The sequence below is a fragment of the Acidovorax facilis genome, assembly GCF_023913775.1.
GTDB classification, from domain to species: domain Bacteria; phylum Pseudomonadota; class Gammaproteobacteria; order Burkholderiales; family Burkholderiaceae_C; genus Acidovorax; species Acidovorax facilis.
In genome coordinates this window covers 1-26,715 of sequence record NZ_JAMXAX010000058.1, presented here as the reverse complement: position 1 = coordinate 26,715, position 26,715 = coordinate 1, and the positions used below count along the sequence as shown (strand labels likewise).

General features: G+C 65.6%; 27 protein-coding genes. 24 read left to right on the top strand and 3 right to left on the bottom strand.

Annotated elements, in window-relative coordinates:
* Nucleotides 1-54: 54 nt before the first annotated feature.
* Nucleotides 55-570, top strand: coding sequence for an Lrp/AsnC family transcriptional regulator (locus tag NFX52_RS16500; protein WP_055401991.1), 516 nt, complete (start codon nt 55-57; stop codon nt 568-570).
* 16 nt (nt 571-586) lie between these two features.
* Here NFX52_RS16500 and NFX52_RS16495 read toward each other — a convergent pair whose 3' ends face one another.
* Both NFX52_RS16495 and NFX52_RS16490 read right to left on the bottom strand, forming a co-directional pair.
* Entirely contained in the window at nt 587-1,489 is a 903-nt protein-coding gene (locus NFX52_RS16495; RefSeq protein WP_435301293.1) for an EamA family transporter, read from the bottom strand.
* A 187-nt stretch (nt 1,490-1,676) separates the two neighbouring features.
* Entirely contained in the window at nt 1,677-2,588 is a 912-nt protein-coding gene (locus NFX52_RS16490; protein WP_055401989.1) for a LysR family transcriptional regulator, read from the bottom strand.
* Nucleotides 2,589-2,742: 154 nt separating this feature from the next.
* Here NFX52_RS16490 and NFX52_RS16485 point away from each other — a divergent pair, with 154 nt between their 5' ends.
* From NFX52_RS16485 to NFX52_RS16390, 20 genes are read left to right on the top strand one after another with little or no spacing between them, the layout of a single operon-like run.
* Nucleotides 2,743-4,407 (top strand): DUF1302 domain-containing protein, encoded by a 1,665-nt coding sequence (locus tag NFX52_RS16485; RefSeq protein WP_055402020.1) that lies wholly within the window; start codon nt 2,743-2,745, stop codon nt 4,405-4,407.
* A gap of 14 nt (nt 4,408-4,421) precedes the next feature.
* The gene (locus NFX52_RS16480; RefSeq protein WP_055401987.1) at nt 4,422-5,774 is read left to right on the top strand and encodes a DUF1329 domain-containing protein; all 1,353 of its coding nucleotides are present in this window, start codon (nt 4,422-4,424) and stop codon (nt 5,772-5,774) included.
* Nucleotides 5,775-5,787: 13 nt separating this feature from the next.
* Nucleotides 5,788-6,822: a WD40/YVTN/BNR-like repeat-containing protein gene (locus NFX52_RS16475; protein WP_055401985.1), complete on the top strand. Its 1,035-nt coding sequence runs from the start codon at nt 5,788-5,790 to the stop codon at nt 6,820-6,822.
* Nucleotides 6,819-9,218, top strand: coding sequence for an efflux RND transporter permease subunit (locus NFX52_RS16470; RefSeq protein ID WP_055401983.1), 2,400 nt, complete (start codon nt 6,819-6,821; stop codon nt 9,216-9,218). Before NFX52_RS16475 ends, NFX52_RS16470 begins: the two co-directional genes overlap by 4 nt.
* Nucleotides 9,219-9,237: 19 nt before the next feature.
* Nucleotides 9,238-9,738: a nuclear transport factor 2 family protein gene (locus NFX52_RS16465; protein WP_055401981.1), complete on the top strand. Its 501-nt coding sequence runs from the start codon at nt 9,238-9,240 to the stop codon at nt 9,736-9,738.
* Between the two features lie 8 nt (nt 9,739-9,746).
* Nucleotides 9,747-10,910 (top strand): alpha/beta hydrolase family protein, encoded by a 1,164-nt coding sequence (locus NFX52_RS16460; RefSeq protein ID WP_055401979.1) that lies wholly within the window; start codon nt 9,747-9,749, stop codon nt 10,908-10,910.
* Between the two features lie 46 nt (nt 10,911-10,956).
* On the top strand, nt 10,957-11,898 hold the full coding sequence (locus tag NFX52_RS16455; protein ID WP_055401977.1) for a VOC family protein: 942 nt from the start codon (nt 10,957-10,959) through the stop codon (nt 11,896-11,898).
* A gap of 9 nt (nt 11,899-11,907) precedes the next feature.
* A complete protein-coding gene (locus tag NFX52_RS16450) occupies nt 11,908-12,258 on the top strand; it encodes a Rieske (2Fe-2S) protein (protein ID WP_055401976.1) in 351 nt (116 codons plus the stop codon).
* Nucleotides 12,192-13,385 (top strand): FAD-dependent oxidoreductase, encoded by a 1,194-nt coding sequence (locus tag NFX52_RS16445; protein ID WP_353848487.1) that lies wholly within the window; start codon nt 12,192-12,194, stop codon nt 13,383-13,385. The genes NFX52_RS16450 and NFX52_RS16445 overlap by 67 nt, the downstream gene beginning before the upstream one ends.
* A 12-nt stretch (nt 13,386-13,397) precedes the next feature.
* Nucleotides 13,398-14,558 (top strand): MFS transporter, encoded by a 1,161-nt coding sequence (locus NFX52_RS16440; protein ID WP_156358860.1) that lies wholly within the window; start codon nt 13,398-13,400, stop codon nt 14,556-14,558.
* Nucleotides 14,555-15,571 carry a tripartite tricarboxylate transporter substrate binding protein gene (locus NFX52_RS16435; RefSeq protein ID WP_082437636.1) on the top strand — a complete coding sequence of 339 codons (1,017 nt, stop codon included), beginning with the start codon at nt 14,555-14,557 and terminating at the stop codon, nt 15,569-15,571. Before NFX52_RS16440 ends, NFX52_RS16435 begins: the two co-directional genes overlap by 4 nt.
* 17 nt (nt 15,572-15,588) lie before the next feature.
* Nucleotides 15,589-16,386, top strand: a complete 798-nt coding sequence (locus NFX52_RS16430) for a cyclase family protein (RefSeq protein ID WP_055401972.1) — start codon at nt 15,589-15,591, stop codon at nt 16,384-16,386.
* Between the two features lie 11 nt (nt 16,387-16,397).
* Nucleotides 16,398-16,982 carry a cupin domain-containing protein gene (locus tag NFX52_RS16425; protein ID WP_055401969.1) on the top strand — a complete coding sequence of 195 codons (585 nt, stop codon included), beginning with the start codon at nt 16,398-16,400 and terminating at the stop codon, nt 16,980-16,982.
* Complete coding sequence (locus NFX52_RS16420) at nt 16,979-17,950, top strand: Bug family tripartite tricarboxylate transporter substrate binding protein (protein ID WP_055401968.1); 972 nt, start codon at nt 16,979-16,981, stop codon at nt 17,948-17,950. Before NFX52_RS16425 ends, NFX52_RS16420 begins: the two co-directional genes overlap by 4 nt.
* Nucleotides 17,947-18,693 carry an SDR family NAD(P)-dependent oxidoreductase gene (locus NFX52_RS16415; RefSeq protein ID WP_055401966.1) on the top strand — a complete coding sequence of 249 codons (747 nt, stop codon included), beginning with the start codon at nt 17,947-17,949 and terminating at the stop codon, nt 18,691-18,693. The genes NFX52_RS16420 and NFX52_RS16415 overlap by 4 nt, the downstream gene beginning before the upstream one ends.
* Before the next feature lie 4 nt (nt 18,694-18,697).
* Entirely contained in the window at nt 18,698-19,687 is a 990-nt protein-coding gene (locus NFX52_RS16410; RefSeq protein ID WP_055401964.1) for a tripartite tricarboxylate transporter substrate binding protein, read from the top strand.
* 21 nt (nt 19,688-19,708) lie between these two features.
* Nucleotides 19,709-20,704 (top strand): fumarylacetoacetate hydrolase family protein, encoded by a 996-nt coding sequence (locus NFX52_RS16405; protein ID WP_252635735.1) that lies wholly within the window; start codon nt 19,709-19,711, stop codon nt 20,702-20,704.
* On the top strand, nt 20,704-21,705 hold the full coding sequence (locus NFX52_RS16400; protein WP_055401962.1) for an NAD-dependent epimerase/dehydratase family protein: 1,002 nt from the start codon (nt 20,704-20,706) through the stop codon (nt 21,703-21,705). The genes NFX52_RS16405 and NFX52_RS16400 overlap by 1 nt, the downstream gene beginning before the upstream one ends.
* 41 nt (nt 21,706-21,746) lie before the next feature.
* Nucleotides 21,747-22,445, top strand: a complete 699-nt coding sequence (locus tag NFX52_RS16395) for an MCP four helix bundle domain-containing protein (protein WP_252635734.1) — start codon at nt 21,747-21,749, stop codon at nt 22,443-22,445.
* A 49-nt stretch (nt 22,446-22,494) separates the two neighbouring features.
* Nucleotides 22,495-23,292, top strand: a complete 798-nt coding sequence (locus tag NFX52_RS16390) for a methyl-accepting chemotaxis protein (protein ID WP_252635733.1) — start codon at nt 22,495-22,497, stop codon at nt 23,290-23,292.
* A 165-nt stretch (nt 23,293-23,457) separates the two neighbouring features.
* Here the strand turns inward: NFX52_RS16390 and NFX52_RS16385 are convergent, their stop codons facing one another.
* A complete protein-coding gene (locus tag NFX52_RS16385; protein ID WP_055401958.1) occupies nt 23,458-24,639 on the bottom strand; it encodes a saccharopine dehydrogenase family protein in 1,182 nt (393 codons plus the stop codon).
* 294 nt (nt 24,640-24,933) lie between these two features.
* Here NFX52_RS16385 and NFX52_RS16380 point away from each other — a divergent pair, with 294 nt between their 5' ends.
* From NFX52_RS16380 to NFX52_RS16370, 3 genes are all read left to right on the top strand, one after another.
* The gene (locus NFX52_RS16380) at nt 24,934-25,422 is read left to right on the top strand and encodes a YiaA/YiaB family inner membrane protein (RefSeq protein ID WP_055401956.1); all 489 of its coding nucleotides are present in this window, start codon (nt 24,934-24,936) and stop codon (nt 25,420-25,422) included.
* Between the two features lie 120 nt (nt 25,423-25,542).
* Nucleotides 25,543-26,025, top strand: coding sequence for a hypothetical protein (locus NFX52_RS16375; RefSeq protein WP_055401954.1), 483 nt, complete (start codon nt 25,543-25,545; stop codon nt 26,023-26,025).
* A 71-nt stretch (nt 26,026-26,096) separates the two neighbouring features.
* Nucleotides 26,097-26,715 (top strand): DUF2145 domain-containing protein (locus tag NFX52_RS16370; RefSeq protein ID WP_252635738.1); only part of this gene is annotated, 619 nt, incomplete at its 3' end.

Here is a 26,715-nt window from a genome sequence, read left to right as displayed (position 1 = left end):
CGTTTAAGGTTTATGGAAGAGAATATGAGTGGAAAATATTTCTCTGAATAATCTATGTGCGCAACAAAAGTTCGTGTCAAGAATGTGCCGCAGGCCGATGTCTCGGCCGAACTGGACCGCACCGACAAAGCCATCTTGCGCCAGCTGCAGCGCGACGCGTCGCTGTCGAACGTGGCTTTGGCCGAAAAGGTGCACCTGAGCCCACCCGCCTGCCTGCGCCGGGTGGAGCGTCTCAAGCGCCTGGGGCTCATCGACAAGGTGGTCGCGCTGCTCAACCCCCAGGCCGTGGGGGCGGGCATGCTGGTGATGATTGGTGTGGTGCTGGACCGCTCCACGCCCGAGTCGTTTGCCGAATTTGAAAAGGCGGCGGCCAAGGTGTCGGGCTGCATGGAATGCCATGTAGTCACTGGCGAGTTTGACTACTTCATGCTGGTGCGCACGCGCGACAACGACAGCTTCAATCGCCTGCACGCCGAGCAACTGCTCTACCTGCCGGGCGTGCGGCAGGTGCGCTCATTCATGGTGCTGCGCAATGTGCTTTCGACCACAGAGCTGCCGCTGGCGGTGTAGCGCAAGCCCCATTTCTTTATTGCGCCCCGCGCAGCCGCCCCATCACCGCCGTCCAGGCGGTGCCGCCAAACAGGTTGACCACCAGCCCCGCCATCAGCAGCCCGGCGCCCGCAAAGTGCACAGGCAGCAACTGCTCGCCAAATACCACCCAGCCCGTGGTCAGGCCCACCACGGGCACCAGCAGCGTGAACGGCGCCACACGGTTCACGGGGTAGCGCGACATGAGGTAGGTCCACAGCCCGAAGCCCAGCAGCGTGGAGATCCACGCGATGTAGGCCACGGCGGCCATGGATTTCAGCGACAGGTTTTGCACCGCTGCCAGCACAGCACTGGGGCCGTCCATCACCAGCGCCAGGGCCACAAACGGCAGGGGCGCCACCAGGCTGGACCAGACGATGAAGGCAAACTGGTTCATCGGCCCATAACGCCCCACGGCGCGGGTCACGATATTGCCGCAGCCCCACAGCGCTGCCGCCGCCACGGTCAGCGCGAAGCCCGCCAGCGGCATGGAGGCCCCATGTGCACTGCCAATCAGCACCAGCCCCACGCCTGCCAGCGCCAGGCCCGCCACCTGGTTGCCCAGCCATTTCTCACGCAGCCACCAGGCTGCCAGCAGCAGCGTGAAGAACGACTGCGCCTGCAGCACCAGCGAGGCCAGGCCCGAAGGCATGCCCATGTGGATGGCGGTGAACAGCAGGGCAAACTGGCCCACGGCCATGGCCATGCCGTACAGCAGGTACAGCCGCAGCGGTACCTTGGGTGGCTTGACGAACAGCAGCGCCGGAAACGCCGCCAGAAGGTAGCGCAGCGCGCCCAGCAGCATGGGAGGGATGTCGGCCACGCCCACCTTGATCACGGCAAAGTTCAGCCCCCAGACGACGATGACGAGCAGGGCGAGGGCGAGGTCACGGGGGCGCAGGGGCAAATTCATGGTGAGGCCGTAGAAGGGTCTGGCTGGATGGGGAGATTGTGCGTGGGCATGCTGGGGGTGGCCGGTACCGATGGGCCGGATATCGATCAAAACAAGACATTTCTCGCGCGCCTTGCGCCTTGCATCCCATCCCGGCAAGGGCCTTGTGCGACCCTGAAAAAATCTTGAACACGTTCTAAATAAGCGCAGCCACCTCGATCGCGCGCTCGCGCAACCACTGCAGAGCCAGGTCCTTGTCCCGATGGCGGTGCCATTGAAGGGTCTGGCGCATCACCGGGATTTCCAGGGGGGGCTCCCATACGTGGATGGGCAGCCCGTACTGCAGCGCGCGTTGAGCAAGGCGCTTGTGCACGGTGGCAATGCGTGCTGTGCCGATCACCAGGCTAGGCAGGGATGCGAGGGTGGGCGCGGTGACTTCGATGCGGCGCTTGACGCCAAAGCGCTCCAGAAACCAGCCATCGAACGCGGGGATCTGCCGCGCGCCGGAGTAGTCGGCCACCACATGTCCCGCCGCCAGATAGTCGTCAAAGCTGAGCTGGCCTTGGATGTGCGGGTTGCCCGTCCAGGTGACGCACATGTATGTCTCCTCGAACAGCGTCATGCTCGGGTGTTTGGCCGACACATATTGCTCGGGGATGATGAGCATGTCGGCCCCGTACTCCTCCAGCTGTTCCACGGGGCGGGCGTTTTGCGCCCGCAGATGCACTTGCACCCCGGGCGCTTCGTGAAACAGCCTCTCGATCAGCGGCTGCATGAACACGGTGGTGGTGAAGTCTGACACCAGCAGCGTGAAGCTCCGGGTGTCGGTAGAGGGGTCAAAGCGGGGCTTCTCAGCGATGGTGCTGTCGATGCGCATCAGCACTTCACGCACCGGGTCCAGCAGCGCCTCGGCGCGGGGCGTCAACACCATCTGACGGCCCTGCGGCACCAGCAACTCATCGTCGAAATACGTACGCAGCCGCGCCAGCGCATTGCTGGTGGCGGGCTGGCTCAGGTGGATGCGCTCACCCGCGCGGCTGATATTGCGTTCGGTCAGCAGCGCGTCCAGCGCCACCAGCAGGTTTAGGTCGAGTTTGTTGAATCGCATGAGCTACGGGTAAACATTGATATTCGCGATATCAATTGATGGAATCTGAAAAATCCATTTTTCGAATGCGAGCTTACTCCCTACAGTAGCCACCGAACCGATGTCCAGCCCCTTTGGTCATCAGATTCTCAAAAAAACAGAACGGAGACAAATGATGAAACACTGCCCATCAGGCGCAGTGCGGCGGGGTGCTGCCCAAAGCCGCAGAAGCCGCCTCACGCTGGCCCTTGCCACTCTGGCTGTCACCCCCTGTGTTTCTGCCATCGAGCTGGACACTGGCAACCGCGACTGGAAGCTGCGCTGGGACAACACCGTCAAATACAGCCTCACCGGACGCCTCAACACGGCCTTGCCTGAGTTGTCTTCCGTGTTGCCCGTGACGGCCAACCAGAACGACGGCAACAACAATTTCAAGCGCGGCGTGGTGTCCAACCGCGTGGACCTGCTCAGCGAGTTGGATCTGACCGGCCCCAGCTACGGTGCGCGCCTGAGTGCGGCGGCCTGGTACGACCAGGCCTACAACAGCCATACGGACAACACCAGCGCCACGTCCAACCACAGCCCTGCGAGCGAGTTTCCGGCGGAGACCCGCAAGCTCATGGGGCGCAAGGCCGAGCTGCTGGACGCCTTTGTGTACGGGCGCTTTGATGTGGCCGACAAGCCCGCCACGGTGCGCCTGGGCCGCCACACCCTGTTGTGGGGAGAGAGCCTGTTCTTTGGCGCCAATGGCATCGCGGGCGGCCAGGCCCCGCTGGACCTGATCAAGCTGCTGTCGGTACCCAACTCCACCTTCAAGGAAGTGGCCCGGCCGACTGGCAAGGTCTCGGGGCAGGTGCAACTGTCGTCCGACGTGACGGTGGGCGCGTACGTGAACTACGAGTGGGAGAAGACCCGGCTGATGCCCGTGGGGGCCTACCTCTCGACCAGTGATTCGCTGGGCCCGGGTGCAGAGCGCATCAATGCGGGGCCAACGGGCACGTTCATCCGGCAGGCGGACCTGGATGCCAAGAACTCGGGCCAGGGCGGCTTGCAGCTGCGCTGGCGGGTCGAGTCCATCGACACCGATCTGGGTTTCTATGCCATCCGATACCACGCCACCACCCCCAGCAACATCAACAACGTGCTGGTAGGCCTGCCCCCCGCGCTGAGGGCCAGCAGCTACCGCTGGATGTACCACGAGGGTGTGCGCGCCTATGGCGCCAGCTTCTCCAAGACGATTGATAACTGGGGCCTGGCGGGCGAAGTCTCGGTGCGCCACAACGCGCCCCTGGCCAGCTCTGGGCAGTCCACGCTGGCCACCATTGGCGTGAATGCGGGCCTCAACAACAACAGTAATCCGGGCTACGCAGTCGGCGAAACAGCGCATGCGCAGGTGTCCTGGATTGCATCGCTGGGCCCTTCATGGATATCGCGCGAAGCGTCCTTTGTGGGCGAGGTGGCCTGGAACCAGCGCACCAAGGTCACACGCAATGCGCAGATGCTCAACCCCAATGCCGACAAATCGGCCACTGGCGTGCGCATGGTGTATTCGCCCAGCTACCGGCAGGTGCTGCCGGGCCTGGATCTCACCCCCTCCATCGGCATGGGCTACACGTTCGGCGCCTCGTCAGCCGTTGGCCCGGGGTTTGGGGTGGACAAGGGCGGGGACATCAACCTCGGTCTGGCCGGGGTGTACCTGGGCACATGGAACGTGTCGCTGAACTATGTGCATTACCTGGGCAAGGCCGCGCCCACGCTCGATGCCGCCAACAACGCGCAATACAAGCAAGCGCTCAAAGACCGCAACTCGCTGACGCTCTCGGTCCGCACCACTTTCTGATCTGGAACTCTGTCATGAAGCACTACCTGCACATCGCGGGCGCCTGCCTGCTGTCGTCTGTGGCCCTGAGCGCTGCACACGCCGCCGTGAGCGCGGAGGAAGCCGCCAAACTCAAAACCGAGCTGACTCCCCTGGGGGCCGAGCGCGCGGGCAACAAGGAGGGCACCATCCCCGCGTGGAGTGGTGGCTACACCACCCCCATCGCGGGGTTCCAGAATGGCGGGCGCCGGGGCGACCCGTTCGCGGGCGAAAAGCCGCTGTACAGCGTCACCGCCGCCAACATGGCCGAACATGCGAGCAAGCTGACCGAAGGCACCCAGGCCCTGCTTAAAAAATACCCGCAGACCTTCCGGGTCGATGTGTACAAAACGCACCGCACCGCCGCTGCGCCGCAGTGGGTGTATGACTACACCGCCAAGAATGCCGTGCAGGCCAAGCTCGATGGCGAGAAGGTCACAGGTGCCTACGGTGGCATTCCGTTCCCCATCCCCAAGACCGGCGAGGAGATCATGGCCAACCATGAACTTCACTGGCGTGGAGAGGCCTGGCAGGCCGACTTCCGGGGTTACCTGGGCACGGCCAATGGCCAGCGCGTGCTGTCGGTGGAGGGGCGTGGTGACTTCCAGATGCCCTACTACGCCCAAGGCCAGCACGACAAGTTCACGGGCGAGTACTGGACCATCCGCCTGGTCAACAGCGGCCCACCGGTGCGTGCGGGCGAGGCCATCACGGGCCGGTCGCACCTGGACCAGGACAAGAGCGCATCGTGGGTGTACCTGACGGGGCAGCGCCGCGTGCGCAAGCTGCCCAATGCCTGCTGCGACACGCCCACGCCTGCCACCGCAGGCGTGGCAAGTTTCGACGAAATCGACGTCTTTGCCGGGCGCAACGACCGCTTTGACTGGAAGGTCGTGGGCAAGCAGGAGATGCTGATCCCCTACAACAGCAACCGCCTGCATACGCCCACCAAGGACAGCGATGTGCTATTGGCCAATCACCTGAACCCCGACCACGTGCGCTGGGAGCTGCACCGCGTGTGGGTGGTGGAGGCCACCCTCAAGCCCGGCCAGCGCCACCAGGCACCCAAGAGCCGCTACTACGTGGACGAAGACACCTGGGTGGCCGTGCTGGGCGACCGCTGGGATGCCAAGGGCCAGCTGTGGAAGACCATCTGGTCCCACCCGGTGGTGATGCCTGACCTTCCTGCCACCACGCCGCAGCAGCAGTGGGGCTTCAACGATCTGATCTCTGGTGCCTGGTATGCCAGCGGCGTGGTCAACGAGCGCAACCAGCACTACAAGATCGTGCCGCGTCGCCCGGACAGCTTCTTCTCGCCCGATGCCATGGCGGGCGAGGGTGTCCGCTGAGCGGGACGGAACCATGCATATTGCGATCTATGTAGCTGCAGCCATCGCTGCGGCGGGGGCGGGCTGTGCCTTCGCACAGGTGGGGGAAGCACTCCAGCGCCCTGCACTGAGCGTGAAGGCGCCTCAGCGCGCCGTGCTGCTGGCAGCTGCCGCTGCAGGGCAGCGGCTGGTGGCGGTGGGCGAGCGCGGAGTGGTCGCGCTGTCCGACGACCGGGGCGCGACCTGGCGACAGGCGGCCTGCCCGGTCAGTGTGAGCCTGACGATGGTACGTTTTGCGGACGAGCGCCACGGTGTGGCCGTGGGCCATGGCGGCACGGTGCTGACTACGTCCGATGCCGGCGCCAGCTGGGCGCTGCGGCTGGACGGCCGGCGCCTGGCCGCGCTGGCCAAGGCGGCCGCTACCACGCCCCAGGCGCTGCAGGACGCAGAGCGCTTGGTGGCCGATGGCCCAGACAAGCCTTTCATGGATGTGGTGGTGTGGGACGCCCAGCGCATGCTGGCGGTGGGCGCCTATGGCTTGGCCTTCTACACAGCCGATGGCGGACAGACCTGGGCGCCCTGGATGGGCAGGTTGCCCAATCCCAAGGCCCTGCACTGGTATGTGGCGCGGCGCCAGGGCAATACCCTGCTGCTGGCGGGAGAGCAGGGGCTGCTCGCCCGCTCCAGCGATGGCGGCATTACGTTTGAGGCTTTGCCATCGCCTTACAAGGGCAGCTGGTTTGCGGGCGATCTGAACGCCAACGGGCGTGTGGTCCTAGCGGGCCTGCGGGGCAACGCCTGGCGCTCGGACGACGTGGGCAACACCTGGTCGCAGCTGGCATCGCCCACGCAGAGCGCGATCACCGCCGTGGCCGACGACGGCAATGGCGGACTGTGGTTTGCCACACAGGCGGGCGCAGTGCTGCGCCAGCAGGGCGAGGCACTGGTGCCCCTGAACGCGGCACCCGTACCCGTGCCGTCCGCGCTGCTGCCGCAGCGCGAGGGCCCCTTGCTCGCACTGGGCGTGGCCGGTGTGGTGCCCGTGGTGGCACAGAAGGCACGGCCATGAGCGCGCCCTCCTTCGATACCCGCTCGGGCTCGTTGATCGAGCGCGCGCTGTTCAACCACCGAGCCGTAGTCGTGTTGCTGTGCGCCCTGGTCACAGCCCTGCTGGGTTGGCAGGCCACGCGGCTTCAGCTCAATGCCAGCTTTGAAAAGACTATTCCCACGAGCCACCCCTACATCCAGAATTTTCTGGCCTACCAGTCGGAACTCAGTGGCCTGGGCAATGCGGTGCGCGTGGCCGTTGCCCGCCCCCAGGGCAACATCTATGACGCGCAGTACCTGGACACCTTGCGCCGCCTGTCCGATGAGGTCTTCTTGCTGCCGGGTGTGGACCGTGCGCGGATGAAGTCGCTGTGGACCCCCACCACGCGCTGGGTGGGTGTCACCGAAGACGGCCTGGAAGGTGGGCCGGTCATTCCCGATGGTTTTGATGGATCGTCAGCCAAGCTGCAGCAACTCGCGGCGAACGTGGCGCGCTCCGGAGAGATCGGCCAGACGGTAGCGCGCGATGCCGCATCGACCGTGATCTTTGTGCCCCTGCTGGCCAAGGATGCTCAGGGCCAGTCGCTCGACTACGCCCTGCTGTCGCGGCAGCTGGAGACGCTGCGCGGCAAGTACGAGGCCGAAGGCGTGGCTATCCACATCACTGGCTTTGCCAAGATCGTGGGCGACCTGATTGATGGCGTGCGGGCCGTGCTGGTGTTCTTTGCCATGGCGGTAGCCATCGCCACGGCCATGGTGTTCTGGTACACGCGCTGCATCCGTTCCACGCTGCTGGTGGTGCTGGCGTCGCTGGTGGCCGTGGTGTGGCAGCTGGGCCTGCTGCCTTTGCTGGGGTATGCACTCGACCCGTATTCCATCCTGGTGCCGTTTCTGGTGTTTGCCATCGGCATGAGCCATGGTGCGCAAAAGATGAACGGCATCATGCAGGACGTGGGACGGGGCGTGGACAAGCTGGTGGCTGCGCGCTTCACATTCCGGCGCCTGTTCCTGGCGGGCTTGACGGCCCTGCTGGCAGACGCAGTTGGGTTTGCCGTGCTGCTGGTCATCGACATCCAGGTCATCCGCGAACTGGCGATTGCCGCGTCGATTGGCGTGGCGGTGCTGATCTTCACCAACCTGATCCTGTTGCCCATTTTGTTGAGCTACACCGGCGTCAGTGCGGTGGCTGCCGAGCGCAGCCTGCGCGCCGAACAGGCCGATGCGGCGGGCTCAGCCAAACACCCGCTGTGGGCTCTGCTCGACCGCTTCACCCAGCGGCCCTGGGCCACGGTGGCCGTGGCCGCCGGGCTGGTCATGGGGGCGGGGGGCTTTCTTGTCAGCACGCAGCTCAAGATTGGCGACCTGGACCCGGGGGCGCCCGAGTTGCGCGCAGACAGCCGCTACAACCGCGATGTGGGATTCATGAACGCAGCCTACGGCGCGGGCAGTGACGTGCTGGCGGTGATGGTCAAGACGCCTGAGGGCCAGTGCTCCCACTTCGATGCGCTGAACAAGGTCGATGCGCTCGAATGGGAGCTGCGCCAGATCAACGGCGTGGAGAGCACCAACTCGCTCTCTCTGCTCAACCGCCGGGTGCTGTCGGGCCTCAACGAAGGCAACCCACGGTGGTACGAGTTCTTGCCCAACCAGGACATGCTCAACACCGTGACGGCCAGCGCACCCCGTGGGCTCTACAACGATGCCTGTGGGTTGTTGACGGTGTACGTCTATCTGCGCGACCACAAGGCCGACACCCTGGCGCGCGTCGTGGGCCACATCGAGGCCTTTGCCCAGCGCAACAACACGGCAGACACCCAGTTTCTGCTGGCCGCCGGGTCTGCGGGCATTGAGGCGGCCACCAACATCGTGGTCAAGGACGCGTGGCGAACCATGCTGCTCATGGTGTACGGGGCGGTGGTCGTGCTGTGTTTTGTGACCTTCCGCTCGTGGAAGGCCGTGGTGGTGGCCGTGCTGCCGCTGGTGGTCACGTCCTTCCTGGCCGAGGCGTTGATGGTGGCGCTGGGCATGGGCGTGAAGGTCGCCACACTGCCGGTGATTGCGCTGGGCGTGGGCATCGGCGTGGACTACGCGCTCTACATCCTGTCCATCACGCTGTCGCAACTGCGCGAGGGCAAGAGCCTGTCGGAGGCGTACTACCGCGCGCTGCTGTTCACCGGCAAGGTGGTGATGCTGACAGGCGTCACGCTGGCCGTGGGCGTGATCACCTGGGTGGCGAGCCCGATCAAGTTCCAGGCCGACATGGGCTTGCTGCTGGCGTTCATGTTCCTCTGGAACATGCTGGGGGCGCTGGTGTTGTTGCCCGCACTGGCCCACTTTTTACTGAAGCCTGCGACGCCCATCGCCAACGTCCGCGCGACTGGGCGCGGTGTGCACGGGGTGCCGCAGGGCGCTCATTGACTGACAACGAGGACGAACCATGACCACGACCCACACGATGTGCGTTGCTGCCGGTCTGTTGCTGGCATGCGTCAGCGCACAGGCCCAGCCACGCCCCCAACCGGCCGAAGTGCTTGATCGCTATATCGCCGCAGTGCACGCGGGTGACATGGCCGCCGTGCGCGCGCTCATCGCGCCGGAGGTGGAGCGATCGGACTTTCCCGGCTGCACTCCGGCCATGGACAACCCCACCTGCCTGGCGCACTACATCGACGCCACGGTGGTTCGACCGCAGGCCCGCTTGTCTGTGCTGAGCACCGAGGTGGATGGGGATCGGGTGTCTGCGCTGCTGGAGGTGCGCAGCGAGCTGTATCGCCGTGCCGGTGTGGAACGCATCGTGGGCCGCGATGTGCTCCGTGTGACCGATGGGCGGATCCAGTCCTTCCGCTTTGTCCCTGACTTTTCCGACGCGCCCACGGCCGTCTTTTTTGGCACGCTGGGCATCGGCCCGCGCGCCGCACGCCCTTCCGTCAAACCCTGAGTTACACCATGTTCAAGTACTTCCCCACCAACTACGTCTGGAACCTCTCCGTCAATCTCGCCATCGAGATGGGTGCGCGCATCGGCGAGATCGAGCAAATGTGCGCTCCCCTGCAAGAGGCCGCCAAGGCGCCCGATGCCGCCGGCACGGCGGCCTTCCGAGAGACCTGGGTGAGCATGGCCGACCGGCTCTGCGGCCTGGCTGAAGAGGACGAAGCCAAAGGTCGTTTGTTGTCCGCTGGCGAAAAATACCGTCGCGCGTCCAGCTACCTGATCACCGCCGAGCGCCTGCAGGCGCACAACGCGCCCGGTCGCCTGGCGATTTACCAACGCGCGCTGGCGCTGTTCCTCCAGGGCTCGCGCCTCATGGGCGACCCGGTCCAGCGCGTGGAGATTCCCTACGAAGGCAAACACCTCTCGGCCCTGTACTACCCCGCCAACGGCCTGAAGCCCGGCGAACGAGCACCCCTGTGCGTGCAGCTCAACGGCCTGGATTCAAGCAAGGAGATGAAACACCTCGTGGGTCTGCCGGTGTGGCTCGCCAAGCGCGGCGTGTCCTCCCTGGTGGTGGACCAGCCGGGTACCGGCGAGGCGCTGCGCCTGCAGGGACTGACCGCGCGCTTCGACGCCGAACACTGGGCCAGCCGCGTGGTCGACTGGCTGGAGCAGCACCCCGCCGTGGACCCGAAACGCATCGGCTGCGAAGGCGTTTCGCTGGGCGGCTACTACTGCCCGCGCGCCGTGGCCATGGAGCCGCGTTTTGCCTGCGGCGTGGCCTGGGGCGCCAACCACGACTGGCGCGATGTGCAGAAGCGCCGGTTGGAGAAAGAGGGCGACTTCCCCGTGCCGCACTACTGGGCCCACGTGTGCTGGGTCTGGGGCGCTAAGGATGTGGACGACTTCATGCGCATCGCGGAAAACGTGCACCTGGACGGTGTGGTCGAGAAGATCAAGGTGCCGTTCCTGGTGACGCACGGCGAGCGCGACTCGCAGATCCCGCTCAAGTGGGCGCACCGCACCTACGAGCAGCTGGTCAACAGCCCCCAGCGCGAACTCAAGGTGTTCACCGACCGCGAGGGTGGATCACAGCACGCCAGCTTTGACAACAGCATCAATGCCGGCCACTACATCGCCGACTGGGTGGCCGAGACCCTGGGTGGTCATACCGCCTGAGAGCCTCGCACCTGCCCTGACAACCCACACAACCAAGGATCAACAGATGAACATCATTGGACCCGACGCGCTCGTTTTTGGCGTGGACGACGTCGCTGCCTGCGCCCAGTACCTCACCGACTACGGCCTCACTCCCGTGGGCGTCACCGCTGCTGGCGGGCGCTTTGAGGCGCTGGACGGCACATGGGTGGAGATCCGCTCCCAAGACGATCCCTCCCTGCCACCCGCGCTGGGCACTGCCAGCATGCTTCGCGAAACGGTCTACGGGGTCGCAGATGCGGCCACGCTCGACGCCATCGAAGCCGAGCTGGCGCGCGACCGCGACGTAGTACGCCAGGGCGGCGTGCTGCGCACCACCGATGACTTGGGCTTTGCCCTCGCTTTCCAGGTCACGGTGCGCAAGCCGCTGGCATTGCCTGCCGAGGCCGTGAACGCGCCCGGTGCCGTCCCGCAGCGTGGGCCCAACGCCCTGGGCCTGTCGCCCGACATGGCGGCGCGGCCTCGTTCGCTGTCGCATGTGGTGTATTTCGTGCCCGACGCGGCCAAGGCCGAGTCGTTCTATGCCCGGCTGGGCTTTGTGTGCACCGATCGCTTCACGGGTGTGGGACCGTTCTTGCGCCCTGCGGGCACGCAAGACCACCACACGCTGTTCATGATCCAGACGCCGCCGTTCATGAAGGGCTGCGAGCACTTCACCTTCCACATGGGTGGCCCCACCGATGTGTTGCTGGCCGGCACCCGCTTTGTCGAAAAGGGCTACCAGAGCTTCTGGGGGCCGGGGCGCCACAAGTTTGGCAGCAACTGGTTCTGGTACTTCAACTCGCCCCTGGGTTGCCATGTGGAGTACGACGCCGACATGGACCAGCATGATGACACCTGGGCCGCGCGCGAAGTGCCGATGAGTGCCGATGCTTCGCAGCTCTTCCTCTTTCAACACCGCGAGAAGTGGGCGCCTTCGGGCCCGCCGCCTGCTGGTGCACCGCACTGAGAGCCGACCATGAAGCTCTGCCACTGGAACGATCTGCCCGACGGTGAGTCGCGGGGCTTTGACCCCGCAGGCCGTGGGCAGGACACGGTGCTCATCGTGCGCCAGGGCGAGCGGCTGTACGCCTATGCCGATCTGTGCCCCCACCTGGACACCCCCATGGCATGGCGCAAGGACAAGTACCTGAATGCAGCAGGTGATCGCATCGTCTGCGCGGCCCACGGCGCGCTGTTTGACATCACCAATGGGCTGTGTACCTTGGGCCCGTGCCTGGGCGACGCCTTGGCGCCCGTGCCATTGACAGTACAAGCGAACGGCGAGATCCACATCGCCCATACCAATCACAAGGAGACAAACCCATGAGCCTTTCTCACCAACGGATTTTGATCATCGGCGGGGGCTTTTCCGGCATGGCAGCCGCCATCGAACTGCGCAAGCTGGGTGCGCAGGTGGACCTCGTAGAGATCGACCCCGGCTGGCGCAGCTACGGTGCGGGCATCAGCCTGGGGGGCGCCACGCTGCGGGCGTTTCGGCGCCTGGGAATTCTCGAAGCGTTTCTGGCGCAGGGCAACGCCTCGGACGGCGTGAACCTGCACCTGCCCCACGGCCCTCAGGTGGCCACCTTGCCCACGCCCCGCATTGCGGGGGCCGATGTTCCAGGCGGCGGCGCCATCATGCGCCCGGTACTGGCCCGCATCCTGGCGGAGGCCACCCGTGCGGCGGGCACCAACGTCCGCCTCGGCTGCACCTTTTCTGCCATCGAGCAAGAGGCCGACGGCGTGCAGGTCACTTTCACCGATGGCCAGCGCCAGCACTATGACCTGGTGATCGGTGCCGACGGCCTGTACTCCAAGGTGCGTGAGACCGTGTTTGAAAACGCCCCCCAGCCGCGCTACAGCGGCCAGGCCGTATGGCGCGCCGTCCTGCCCAGGCTGCCAGAGATCGAGACCGCCACGATGTGGATGGGCCTGAAGATCAAACCCGGCGTGAACCCTGTCTCGAAGACCGAGATGTACCTCTTCGTCACTGAGCCGCGCCCGACCAACGACCATGTCGATCCGGCCACCTTTGCAGACCGATTGCGCGCATTGCTCGATGCGTTTTCTGCGCCCACGCTGCAGTCCATCCGCAGCCAGATCGGACCGGATTCACAGATCGTTTTTCGCCCGCTCGAAGGTCTGCTCATGCCACGCCCCTGGTCGCGCGGCCGGGTGGTGCTGATTGGTGACACGGTACACGCTACCACGCCGCATCTCGCGTCCGGGGCCTGTATCGGCATCGAGGACGCCTTGGTGCTGGCCGATGAACTGGCGCAGGCGGGCGATGTACCGACCGCATTGTCAGCCTTTGAAGCCCGCCGCTGGGAGCGCTGCCGCATGGTGGTTGAAAACTCCGCCCGGCTGGGTGAGATCGAGATCGAAGGCGGCGACAAGGAGGAGCATTCGCGCATCATGCGCGAGTCCCTCATGGCGTTGTCCCAACCCATCTGAGGCGAGGTGAGCATGATCACAACCCAATCGCTGCGGGGCCGGGTGGCCCTGATGGTGGGGCACTGCGCAGGCATGGTGGATCTGGTGGCCTTGCCCGTCTGGGTGGGCACGCTGATATCGGTGTACCGCTTCGACCCGCAGCAGGCCGGCTTGCTGGCTACGCTGTTTTTGGCTGGAGCGGTGGCCGCCAGCCTGGTGTTGGCGCCGTTCTTTCAGTTGTTGCGCGGGCGCGCCGTGGCGACCTGCGGCTTTGCCGGCGCGGCCTTGGCGTTTGCCGTGGCGTCCACCACCACCCAGTTCGCCTTGTTGGCGCTGCTGCATGCGGGGGCAGGTATTGCTGCGGGCACGGCCCTGAGCGTTACCCATGGCACCATTGCCCGCAGCCTCAACCCCCACCGCATGTTCGCCCTGGTGGGCATGGCACTGGGGGTATTTGCCATCGCGTTCCTGGGGGGCACCCCCGTGCTGGTGGCCAAGCTGGGTGGACCCGTGTTGTTCCAGGTCTTTGCCGGCGTCATGGCAGTTGGCGCGGTGGTGGCGGCTCTGGCGTTTCCCGAGGCCGACAGCGGAGGCGGCGCGGCCACTTCGCGGGCTCCGGCTGCGCCTCTGCCCGCTGCGGTCTGGTGGGGCGTGCTGGGCATCGCGGCGCTCGGGCTGGTGCAGTCCATGACCTTCAGCTTTCTGGAGCGCGTGGGCAGTGACCGGGGCTACGGACTTCAGGCCGTCACCGGCGTGCTGATTGCCCTGGGCGTCGTCAACCTCTTTCCCGCAGCGTTGGCCGCTGTGCTGGAAAAGCGCTGGGCTGCCCGCAGCGTTCTGCTGTCGGGACCTGCGCTCCAGGCCTTGCTGGTGGTGGTGATCATGAACTCGCCCGTGTTTGCTCCCTATGCCGCAGCCGCCGCCGTGTTTGCGGCCGTGATGATCTTCACGCACACCTTTGCCTTTGGCGTGCTGGCGCGGCTGGACCCCAGCGGCCGTGCCTTGGCCGCCACCCCCGCCATGCTCATGTTCGGCGCGGCCATTGGACCCATCCTCGGCGGCACCCTGGTCAAGACCTGGGGCTATGGCAGCCTGGGTGGGGCGGCCCTGGTGATTGACGCATTGGCGGTCTATGCATTTGCACGCATTCACCGTGCTCCGGGTACTGCCGCTGCAGTGAAAGGCATGGCATGAGCCGCCTTGTTCCCTTTGTGCAGACGCAGCCCCGGCTCAGCCGACGCACCTGCCTGGTGGCGGCTGCAGCGGGCTTGGCTGCGCCATGGGTCTATGCACAGTCGGGCCGGCACATCACCTTCATCGTGCCCCAGCCCGCTGGCAACCCCAGCGATGTGTTCGCACGCAAGCTCCAGACGCTGATGCAACGGGAGCTGGGCCAGACCATCGTCATCGAGAACCTGCCGGGTGCCGGTGGCTCCATCGGTGTGCAGCGCATGCTGAACGCGCCTGCCGATGGTGCGACGGTGGTGGTGGTCTCGCAGACCGAGCCCATCCTCACCCCCTTGTCACTGGCCAGCGCCCGGTACAAGCCCGAGCAGATGCGCGCCGTCGGCACGCTGGGGCGGACCAGCTATGTGCTGGCGGGCCGTGCCGACATGCCCGCCACCACCCATGCGCAGTTGGTGGACATGGCGCGGCAAGCGGCTGCCGCTGGCAAGCCGCTGACCTTCGGGCACATCGGGCAAGGCTCGATGATCCACCTCATGGGGACCCAGTGGGGGCGCCTGTGTGGCGTGCCGCTGGTGCATGTGCCTTACCGGGGCGTGCCACCGGTCGTGCAGGACCTCATGGGCAATCAGATCGATCTGTCCTTTGTGCCACTGGGGGGCGCAGCGCTGAGCATGCTGGAGACGGGCAAGCTGCGTGCCTTCGGCAGCACCGCCGCCAAGGCGCCTTCGCTGCTGCCGCACGTCGCACCGCTTAGCCAGCAGTCTGCAGCACTCAAAGGCTTTGAATACACCGCCTGGGGCGCGCTGCTGGTGGCGCGTCATACCCCCGATGCGGCGGTGCATCGCCTGCACCAGGCCTTCGGTGTGGCCCTGCGCGACACCGAGGTCCAGAGCTTTCTGCGTGCCAATGGCACCGAGCCCCAGGAGCCGCTGTCGCTGGCCGCCCTCGACAAGTTCTACCAATCCGAAATCCAGATTCACCAGGCCCTCGCCCGCACCGTGGGTGTGGTGCCCGAGTGAGCTGTATACCCACTGCCATGACCAAACCCCAACGCCGCTTTGTGGACCTTTCCATCTACCTGGAAAACGATGTCCTGTCCGACCCGCCTCCCTTGGCGCCCAAGATCACGTACCAGAAGCACGCCGACACGCTGCCCGAGTTCATGGCCATGATCCCGGGCACCCAGCCCGAGGACTACCCCGACGGCGAAGCAGCGGCTGCCGAATGGGTGACGCTGACCACGCACAACGGCACCCACCTTGATGCGCCGTGGCACTTCCACTCCACGCAGGATGCAAAGAACGGCGGTGCCCGCCCCTCCATCACCATCGACGAGGTGCCGCTGGAGTGGTGCTTTCAGCCGGGTGTGAAGCTGGACTTCCGCCACCTGCCCGATGGCTATGTGGCCACTTCGGCCGATGTAGAGGCTGAGCTGGCCCGCATAGGCCACACGCTGCAGCCGCTCGACATCGTGGTGGTCAACACCCGCTCGGGTTCACGCTACGGGCATAAGGACTACCTGGGCGCTGGTTGTGGCATGGGCTACGAGGCCACCATGTACCTGCTGGAGCGTGGTGTGCGCCTCACAGGCACCGACGCCTGGAGCTGGGATGCGCCGTTTTCGTACACCGCCCAGCGCGTGGCCGAGACGGGCAACAAGGCCCTGATCTGGGAGGGCCACAAGGCAGGCCGCGATATCGGCTACTGCCACCTCGAAAAGCTGCACAACCTGGAGGCGCTGCCGCCCACGGGGTTCACGATCAGCTGCTTTCCTCACAAGATCCGCGGCGCCTCGGCAGGCTGGACGCGCGCGGTCGCCATTTTTGAAGACTGAGGAGTCCGTTCATGGGTTTTCCATCCATCCACCGCGTGGTCACGGGCCACAACGCCGAAGGCCGTGCCGTGGTTACCAGCGCGGGGCCGCTGCCCACCGTGGTCGAGATTGCGGCCATTCCCGGTACGGTGTTCCATGAGGTCTGGAGCACATTGCAATCGCCCGCCGTCGTGGACAACGGCCCGGACCCTACGCTCGGTCCGCTGGTGCTGCCGCCCCCGCAGGGTGGCACGCGCATCCGGTTCGTGGACATTCCGCCCGATACGCCCGAGTTCCTCGCACGGGGTGCCGAGCGCATGCATGACGCCTTCAGCCAGATTGGCGATGCGGCCGCCTCCACGGTGAAAACCGACTCCCCCCACCCGCTGATGCACCGTACCGAATCGGTGGACTACGGCGTGGTGATTGAAGGCGAACTGACGCTGGTGCTGGACGAAGGCGAAGTGCCACTGCGCCCCGGCAGCGTGGTGGTGCAGCGGGGTACCAACCACGCATGGGCCAACCGTTCGGGCGCGCCGTGCCGCATGCTGTTTGTGCTGGTCGATGGGCGGTTTGACACCTCTCTGGCCGCGCCTGCGAAGGAGCAACAACCATGAGCACGCGCCGTCAATGGTTGGGCGCTGCAGCGTCTGTGGCGTTGACGCCCTGGGCGTGGGCGCAGGCTCCGTACCCCGCGCGCCCGTTGAGCTGGGTGGTACCTTACCCGGCCGGGGGCTTTGGCGACGCGATGTCGCGCCTGCTGGTGCAGAAGCTGGGAGAGCGCATGCAGCAAGCCGTGGTCGTGGAGAACAAGCCTGGCGGTGCCGCGCAACTGGCGGCCCAATACGTCAAGCAGCAGCCTGCTGATGGCCGTACCTTGTTGTACGCCGACATCGGCCCGCTGGCCATGTACCCGGCGCTGTACGCCAAACTGAGCTTCAGCCCCCTCAAGGACTTCGCGCCCCTGACGCGCTTGTTCAAGTCGCCGCTGGTCGTGGTCGTGCCTGCGGGCAGCCCGTTTCAGACGCTGGCCGACCTGCTGCGCGCGGCCGCTGCAGGAGATGGGCTCAACTATGGCTCCTACGGGCAGGGCAGCCAGCCCCATGTGTGGACCGAGCAGCTGCGCATCAAGACGCGCTCGCGCATGACCCATGTGCCCTACCAGGGCGCAGCGCCCGCGCTGCAGGATCTGATGGCCGGGCGCCTGGACTTCATGTGCGATGTGGTGGCTTCGAGCCTGCCGCTGGTGCGCGAAGGCAAGCTGCGCGCGCTGGTCAGCGTTGGCAGCGAGCAGCGCCTGCAAGTGCTCCTCCAGGTGCCCACCCTGACCGAGGCCGGGCATGCGGACCTCGATATTCCGGGCTGGAACGGTGTGATGGTGCGCGCGGGCACGCCTGCACCGGTGGTCGAAATGCTTCACAAGGCCGTCGTGGCCGCGCTGGAGTCGCCCGAGGTGCTGGGCCGTTACAGGCCGCTGGGCCTGGAGCCTGCACCACTCGCACCGGCTGCGTTCGGCGAATTCATCCAGGGCGAATCGCAGCGGTGGGGTTTGGCCATTCGCCAGGCCGGGATCAAGGTCGAATGAGCCTCTTTGACCTGCATGGCCGCACCGCGCTCGTCACCGGTGCCACCCAGGGCCTGGGCCTGGCGATTGCGCGCACCCTGGCCGACGAGGGCGCCCGCGTGGTGGTCTCCGACCGCGATGCACTCGCCTGCGAGCAGGTGGCTGCATCGTTGCCGAATGCCATCGGTGTTGCGGCCGATATGGCGGTGCCCACAGCGATCGCCGCGCTGGTGGAGCGCGCCGGACCGCTGGACATCCTCGTGTGCAACGCCGGTATCCAGGGGCCCGCCGGCCCGCTGGCCGATGCCAGCGACGCCGACTGGCATCAGGTGTTTGACATCAACCTGCGGGCCGCAGCGCGGCTGTGTGCGCTGGTGCTGCCCGGCATGGCGGCACGGGGCGGTGGCAGTGCCGTGCTCATCTCCAGCATTGCAGGCCTGCGCGGCAACCGTTCGATTGGCCTGTACGGTCTGACCAAGGCGGCCCTGGCCCAGCTGGCGCGCAACCTGGCTGTGGAGTGGGGACCTTCCGGTGTGCGGGTCAACGCCGTGTCACCCGGCCTCATCCGCACGCCGCTGGCCGAGCAGCTCATGGCAGATGAAGCCTTCATGGTCAGGCGCATCCAGGCCACCCCGCTGCGGCGCGCAGGAGAACCCGAGGAAGTGGCCGGCGTGGTCGCCATGCTGGCCAGCCCCGCCGGGGCCTTTGTGACCGGACACAACCTGGTGGTCGATGGCGGCACCACCATCAGCGATGGGAGTTGAAACCATGCACCGCATGTTGAACCGAAGAACCCTGGTGGTGAGTGCCTTGGCGTTCCCGCCGAGCACGTGGGCTGCCACCTGGCCCACACGGCCGTTGCGCATCGTCCTGCCGTTCGCAGCCGGAGGCAGCTCTGACCTGGTGGCACGCCTGCTGGCCGACAAGCTGGGCCAGGCCCTGGGCAGCCCAGTGGTAGTGGAGTCGCGTGCAGGGGCCAACGGCATCATTGCCTCGGAGGCTGTAGCGCGAAGCACAGACGGGCACTCCCTGTTGTGGATCAGCGCAGCCCATGCGATCAACGCCAGCCTTTACCCCCGGCTGCTTTACGACAGCCAGCGCGACTTTGCCCCTGTGGCCCTGGTGGCCAGCCCCGGGCCGATGGTGATTGCCGTGCCTGCGGCCCTGCCGGTGCGCAGCTTGTCGGACCTGATCGCACTGGCCCGGCGGCAGCCCGGGCAGGTCAGCTACGCATCGGCCGGTATCGGCAACGTGCTGCACCTGGCGGGCGAGATGCTGGCGCAGCAGGCCGGAGTGCAGCTGCTGCATGTGCCTTACAAAGGCGCTGCGCCTGCCCTCAACGACCTGGCGGCTGGGCAAGTCAATCTGATGTTCAACAGCGCCCTGGCCGCGGCCCCGATGGTCAAGGACGGGCGCGTCCGCCTGCTGGCGCAGACCGGCGCACAGCGCTCGCCTGCCTTGCCCGCCGATCTGCCCACGGTGGCCGAGACGCTGGGCCTGACGGGCTTTCAGGTGACAGGCTGGTTTGGCTTGTTGGCGCCTGCTGCCATGCCGGCCGACCTTGTGGGCCGGCTCAACGCGGAATGCGTTCGCATCCTGGCCCTGCCAGAGCTGCGCGAAAAACTGGCCTTGCTGGGCAGTGCTGATACACCCACCCAAAGCGCGCGCGAATTTGGCGCATTTCTGGCAGCAGAGACAGACCGTTATGCCCGCGTCATCCGGGCGGCGGGGCTGCGTCTTGAAACACCTTCTTCCTGATTCTTCCTGATGGGACTGGCGATGCGATTTGCAACTTTGAAAGACGGCAGCCTGGACGGCCGCCTGGTACTGGTTTCTTCCAACGGCCTGCGGGCCGTCGATGCCGCTCCGATAGCGGCCAGCTTGCTGGCCGCTGTGCAGAACTGGGATGCTGTGGAGCCCGTCCTGCGCGAGCGCGCTGCTGCGCTGGAGGCTGGCACTGCCACCGGCATCTTTGCGTTCGATCCCGCCGCATGCAGCGCTCCCTTGCCGCGCAGCCCGCAGTGGCTCGATGCATCGGCGTTCCTCAACCATGGCCGCTTGATGGAGCGGGCGTTCAACACGCCGCCCATCCCGCACTTTGACACCATCCCCGTGATGTACCAGGGCGCTAGCGACGATTTTCTGGGCCCTTGCGACGATGTGCCCTTGCCCAGTGAGGCCGACGGCATCGATTTCGAAGGCGAGTTCGGCGTCGTCTGTGGCCCCGTGCCCATGGGCGTGAAGGCCGAAGCGGCATTGAACTGCGTGCGCTTGGTCGTCCAGATCAACGACTGGAGCCTGCGCGCGCTGGGCCCGCACGAAATGAAGACGGGCTTTGGCTTCCTGCAAGCCAAGCCGTCTACCAGCTTTGCCCCTTTGGCCGTGACGCCGGATGAATTGGGCGACGCTTGGCAGGGTGGGCGGGTGCATCTGCGATTGCATGTGGACTCCAACGGCAAGTGGTTTGGCCACCCCCATGGCGGAGAAATGAATTTCAGTTTCGGCCAGCTCATTGCCCACGCGGCTCGCACACGGCGGCTCACGGCCGGCACCATCATCGGTTCGGGCACGGTGTCCAACCAGGCGCGCGATGCAGGCTCTGCCTGCCTGGCCGAGCGGCGCGTGATCGAGATCCTGGACAAAGGTGCGGCCAAGACGCCGTTCATGCATTACGGGGATAGCGTGCGCATGCAGGCGCGTTGGCCCGATGGCCGTGATGGGCCTTTTGGCGTGGTGCATCAGCGCGTGGTGGCGCCTAGTACCGAGGTGCGCTGATGCACACCGTCGTCACAGGCGCTGGGGGCTTTGTGGGTGCGGCCCTGGTGCAGCGTCTTCACGCGCAGCCCCAGGGTTTGGGGGGGGCAAAGGCTTTGCGCCTCACACTTGTGGACCGCACGGCCCCCACCGGCGCCCAGGCGCCCGGTGTGCGCTGGCATGTGGGCAGCTTTGCCGATCCAGCCCTTTTGCAGGCCTTGCACAACGATCCGCCGGACTGTGTGTTCCACCTGGCGAGCGTGTCCGGGGCATTGGCAGAGCGCGAGCCTGCACTGGGCGTGCAGGCCAATTTGCTCGACGCCGTGGCCCTGCTGGAGGGGTTGGCTGGCCCGGTGCGGGAGAAGATCGCCAGCGCGCCTCGGTTGGTGTTTGCAAGCTCGGTTGCGGTGTATGGCGAAGTCGGCCCGGACCCCATGACGGAGGACCATCCTCCCCAGCCCACTTTGAGCTATGGCACCCACAAGTGGGCCACCGAGTTGCTGCTGGCCGACTACAGCCGCCGTGGAGAGCTGGATGCCTGCAGCCTCCGGTTGCCTGGCGTTGTGGCCAGACCGGTTTCCGAGAGTGGGCATGGCTCCGCCTTCATGAGTCAGATCTTTCACGCACTGTCTGCGGGGCGACCTTATGTGTGTCCCGTGTCACCGCAGGCCACGGCCTGGTGGATGTCTTTGGAGCGGTGCCTGGACAACCTGCTGCTGGGTGCCAGTTTGCCAGCCAGTGCCATGCCCGCCTCGCGCTGCTGGCAGCTGCCGGTGCTACAGGCGTCCGTAGATGCTGTGGTGAAGGCGGTCGCCCAACGAACCGGACGAGATATCACCACTTGTCTGCGCTATGCGCCAGACGCTCGCACGGAAGCACTGTTTGGGCGGCAGCCGGCCGTGCATGCCGCATCTGCACAGGCGGCAGGCTTTGTGGATGACGAGTCTGTTCAGGCGCTGGTAGCGCGTGTGCTGGCTTCTTTGCCACCGGTCGATAGCGCTGCAGGCGCGCGAGCGGCGTGAAATGACGGCCCCATGGATGCTCTGACCTGGATGGAACTCGGATGAAACTACTTCGGCATCTCAGTGTGGCGCAGCAGCTCGTGGTCGGCTTTGGTGTCGCCCTGCTGGTGTTGATGGCGCAAAGTCTGATGGGGTTTGTCAACGCGGGAAAGACGCTTCAGATCGTCCGTGGCGAGGCAGCGCAGGCCATGGCCCACCATGCGTTCTCGTTGGACATACAGAACGCCCTGAAGGACGAGGAGCTTCACCTTCGGCGCATGTCCGTGCAGATGGACGGCCGGCGTATTGCCGACGAAGCGCAGGGTGCGCGGGAGGCTGCTGAGCGGGTGACCAAGGCACTGAGTCAGCTTGCGCAGTCCGGTAATGGTGCGAGGTCTCAGCCGCTGGTTCAAGAATTGAGCGAGTTGGTCCTGCAGGCTGCTCCGGTCAAAGACGAAGTGATCGCGCTGGCCACCGCGTTGCAAACAGATCAGGCCAACAGCTTGTTTGACGAGAAGTTGGATGCATTGTCCCAGCGCAGGCAATCTGTGGCGCAAGCGCTGGCTGCCGCAGAGAAGCAAATACTGGACAGCACCTTTGCCTCCATCTCCGCGCAGGCCGAGCGAGATCGGGTGATGACCGTCATCCTGGTTTTGGTGGGGGGGCAGCATTGCTGTTGTGGCGGCTTGGCTGTTGTACTTAAGTATCACGCGTCCGCTCACGGCGGCGGTGCGCGTGGCAGATTTGGTAGCGGACGGTGACCTGGGTGTTCAGTGCGACTCTGATGCATCCAATGAATTGGGTGCCCTGATGCGTGCATTTGACCGTATGGCATTGCGCATGCGCCTGGCCATCCAGGAGGTGCGGCTGGCCTCTGGCTCCACGCTGTGTGCCGCAGGCGAAATTGCCGCGGGCAATATGGATCTTTCTATCCGCACAGAGCGACAGGCCCTGGCACTTCAGAGTGTGAGCCAATCGATCGAGGATGTAGCCCAACGCGTGTCGAGCAATGCCGAACTTGCTCGTCAGGCGCAGCGGCAGGCCCATGACGCCGCAGGCATGGCGTCGGACAGCGCTGAAAAAGTGCGCCGATTCACCGAGACCATCGAGGCCATCCTGCGCTCGTCGCAACAGATGTCTGACATCGTTTCGGTCATCGACGGCATTGCATTTCAAACCAATATTCTTGCGCTCAATGCGGCCGTCGAGGCAGCGCGGGCGGGCGAGCAGGGAAGGGGCTTTGCCGTAGTGGCCTCAGAAGTTCGCACGCTTGCGCAGCGCTCATCCACTGCCGCCCGAGAGATTCGCGATTTGATCCATCTCAACCTGCAAACGGTGGAAACAGGCGCCTTGCAGGCAACACAGGTGGACAGCAGCATCCGGCACATGGTCAGTGCGAGCGAGCAGGTTGCCGGGGTGGTTGCCGATATTTCCCGTTCGACCGAAGTGCAAGCGACCAGCATTGGCCAGGTGCACGTTGTGATCCACGATGTCGACGAAGGCATTCGCCAGAACGCGGCGCTGGTGGAAGAGGCCGCGGCATCGGCGGCGAGCCTGCGTGGCCAAGCGGAGGCTCTGGATCAGACACTCGGGCGTTTCAGGGGGTGAGGTGGCGCGTCATGGGGTGGTTTTGATATCTCAGCGCCGGTCTGGTGGGCGGCGCTGAGATTTTTGTATCGCTCCGTGGCGCGTCGATGACCTCGCAAATGCGCGCGTTTGTTGCCAGTACGTCGTGCTGCGTGGAGCGCCTGCGATCGGTGAAATGCTGTGTGCTCAGGCCGTCTCGACCGCAAAGCTCAAACCTGCGTTCGCCTGGAGCCGCGCAATCAGCTTGTCGCCCAGGGCTGGGGCCGTGGTCCAGATGCCGCCAGCCGTGTCTTTGGCGTCCTGCAGCAGGCACACTGCGGCTTCGGTGATCATCTTGGAGGTGGAGCCGTAGCCCGGATCACGGTCGCCCTTCACGCCCACGCGCAAGGTGTTGCCTGCATCGTCGGTACCCAGGAACAGCACGTCGTAGAACCCGTTCTCACGTTCTTCGCGCGAAGGGCCTTCGCCGGGCTTGGGGCCTTTGTCCGAGCCCAGCGACTTGTCGCCCGCCACCGCGTTGGCGATGGCCTCGCCCTTTTCGCCAGGGCCGGTGATGAGCATTTCGTCGTAGACAAAGTCGGTACCGTAGGCGTGCTGCAGCAGGAAGTTGGAGCGGTGCACATTGCGCGTGTTGATGGCGGCCATTACAAACGGGGCCACCCAGACTCCATCGCCCAGCGCCTCGTCCACCATGGGTTTGTGGCCGGTTGGCTGGCGCGGCCCTTCAAACCCGGGCGTGAGAGAGAACGGGTTCTTCAGCAAATCCAGCACCGCAGGGTTGGTGGCAGCCGCGGCCATGGTGGCCTTGAGGCTGGCGGCCGTGCCCCCAGAGAAGGTGCCCTTCATCTTGCGCACCCGGCCACGCACGCGCGGGGCGGGGTGGCCGAAGCGCTGGGCAAATTCCTTTTGCAGCAGGAACACGCCCAGGTCAAACGGGATCGAGTCGAACCCACACGAGAACACGATGCGCGCGCCGCTGGCCTTGGCCGCAGCTTCGTGCGCGTCGATCATCTGGCGCATCCAGGCGGGCTCGCCGCACAGGTCCACATAGTCCACACCAGCCTTCGCGCAGGCGGCCACCAGTTCGTTGCCATAGAGTTGGTAGGGGCCCACGGTGGTCAGCACCAGGCGCGTGGAATCCATCAGCGCTTGCAGGCTGGCGGGGTTGCTGGTGTCGGTCACGACCAGCGGAGTGTCGGCCGGTGCGCCCACTTCGTCGCGCACGGCGGCGAGTTTGTCGGCGTTGCGGCCCCCCATGGCCCAGCGCAGGCCGCTGCCAGCGGGGTAGCGCTGGAGCAGGTATTCGACCACCAGGCGGCCGGTGAAGCCGGTGGCGCCGTGGACGACGAGGTCAAAGGGTTTGGTCATGGTGTGGGTCTCCGTCCATCAAAAAAGCAAGCACGCGCAGCGATCAGGGGCTGCCACGCCGGGGTGTCTGCCATTGTCTTTGGCGGGGCCTGCAGGCTCTGTCGCGCAGGTGCGTTGCAGGGGCTGCGTAGGGCGAGAACAACGGACTTCGGCTATTTTTTCGAGAAAAAGTACCGCAAAACGATACCGGATAGCCTGCGGGTAGCCACTGTTACGGTTCAATGCAGACACGCAAGTTACGTCTGGGCACCATTCGCTCCGTGTTCAACCAACGCCCCCCGGGGCACCACTGCAATGTCTTCTTCTCCCATCGTTGTTCAGCGTGACACCAAGGCCTGGCAGTTGCAGGTGTGGGTCTCGTTCGGCATCGCGGTTTTCCTGTGTGCCGTGGGCCTGGCATGGCTGCCTGGCGAGCAACTGGAGCAGGCCTTCATGGTGATGGGCTACGTGTTCTGCCTCTCGGCCGCGTTTGTGTTGGCCAAGTTTGTGCGGGACAACGAAAGCGCTTCGCGCCGTGGCGGTGGCGACACCCCTATGTGGAAGCTGGTGGTGTGGGGCGGCTTTGCGGTGGCCATGGGCCTCACGGGTTGGGGCCTGATGAGCATGGACATCAATGTGACCTACAAGGCCTTTCTGGGCGTGAGCTGGCTTTACCTCATCACCACCGCCTTCACGCTGGCCAAGATGCTGCGCGATCGCCACGAGGCTGATCTGATGGACGCCCGCCTGCAAGGCCGCCGCGAAGCCGCCCAGGCGGCAGCCAACGGCAGTAGCGCGAACTGATCGCATCGAATGTGCGCAGGCGGCAATCCGCCGCCTGTTCGGGTGATTTTTCTTTCTGGTCTTTCGACCCGGTTTCTCCGGCACCCCAGGTGCGCGGTGGGGCCGCATTTTGAGGAGTGAATGATGATGAATGCTGTTTTTTCTTCGTGGGGCTCTGCCCGCCTGTCTCGCGCTCTGCTCGCGGCCGGTATGGTGTGTGCCGTGATGGCCACCACCCCCGCACGCGCCCAGAGCGAGGCCTCTGCCGCGCTGTCGCTGTTGCCGGTGGCCTCGGTGGTGGGCACGGCGTCTGTGGCTTCCGCTGCTGCGGGCGCAGTGGTGGCAGTGCCTGCAGCGTTGTCGGTGGGCGGCGCGGTGCTGTCCGTGAAGGCGGTGGAGGCCTCGGCCGTGGGCACGGTGTACCTGCTGGAGCGTGCCTCGGACGGTGCCCAGGTGAGTGTGGAGGTGGTGGGGCGCGGCGTTGCGGGCTCAGCCTACGCGGTGGGCACGGTGGTCACCTGCAGCGTGATCGGCACGGGCGTGATCCTGTCGGCAGCGGGCGAGGCGATTGCCTTTGTGCCCAACGCCATCGGTCGTGCGCTTTTGCACAACGAGCGTCTTTGAGGAGCTGCACGATGGTGAAAGCCCTGAATCTTGGTCGCGACCCCGTGCAGCGCGTCCCTGCCGTAGTGGGCATGGTGTTCCTCGCCGGGGCGGCGCTGTTGGCCGCCACCCCAGCCCAGGCGGGCCGCTCGTGCGAATCGCGCAAGCCCGTGCCGCCGCAGGTGATCGAGCGGGGCATGAAGCTGGCCGAGCAGACCTCGGCCGCGCTCGATGCCGAGCACGCCAGGTCGGGCGCACAGGTGGTGGCGCTGGCCCGTGCGGGGCAGGACCTGAGCAAATACGGCCTGCGCTATTCGCACATGGGCTGGGCCTACAAGACGGCTGAAGGCCCCTGGCGCGTGGCCCACAAGCTCAACGAATGTGGCACGGCCGTGGGGCACCTGTACCGCCAGGGCCTGGGGGAATTCTTCCTGGACGACCTGTGGCGCTACGAAGCCGTCTACGCTGTGCCCACGCCCGAGGTGCAGCAGCGACTGCTGGCCGTGCTGCTGGACAAGGGCCGTACCAAGACGCTGCAGCACCCACCCTACAGCATGGTCAGCTACGCGTGGGGCCGCAAATACCAGCAGTCCAACCAGTGGGCGCTGGAGACCCTGGCGATGGCCATGGAGCCCGCCACCGTGCGCTCGCGCGACCAGGCGCAGGCCTGGCTGCAGTTCAAGGGCTACGAGCCCACGGCACTCAAGCTCG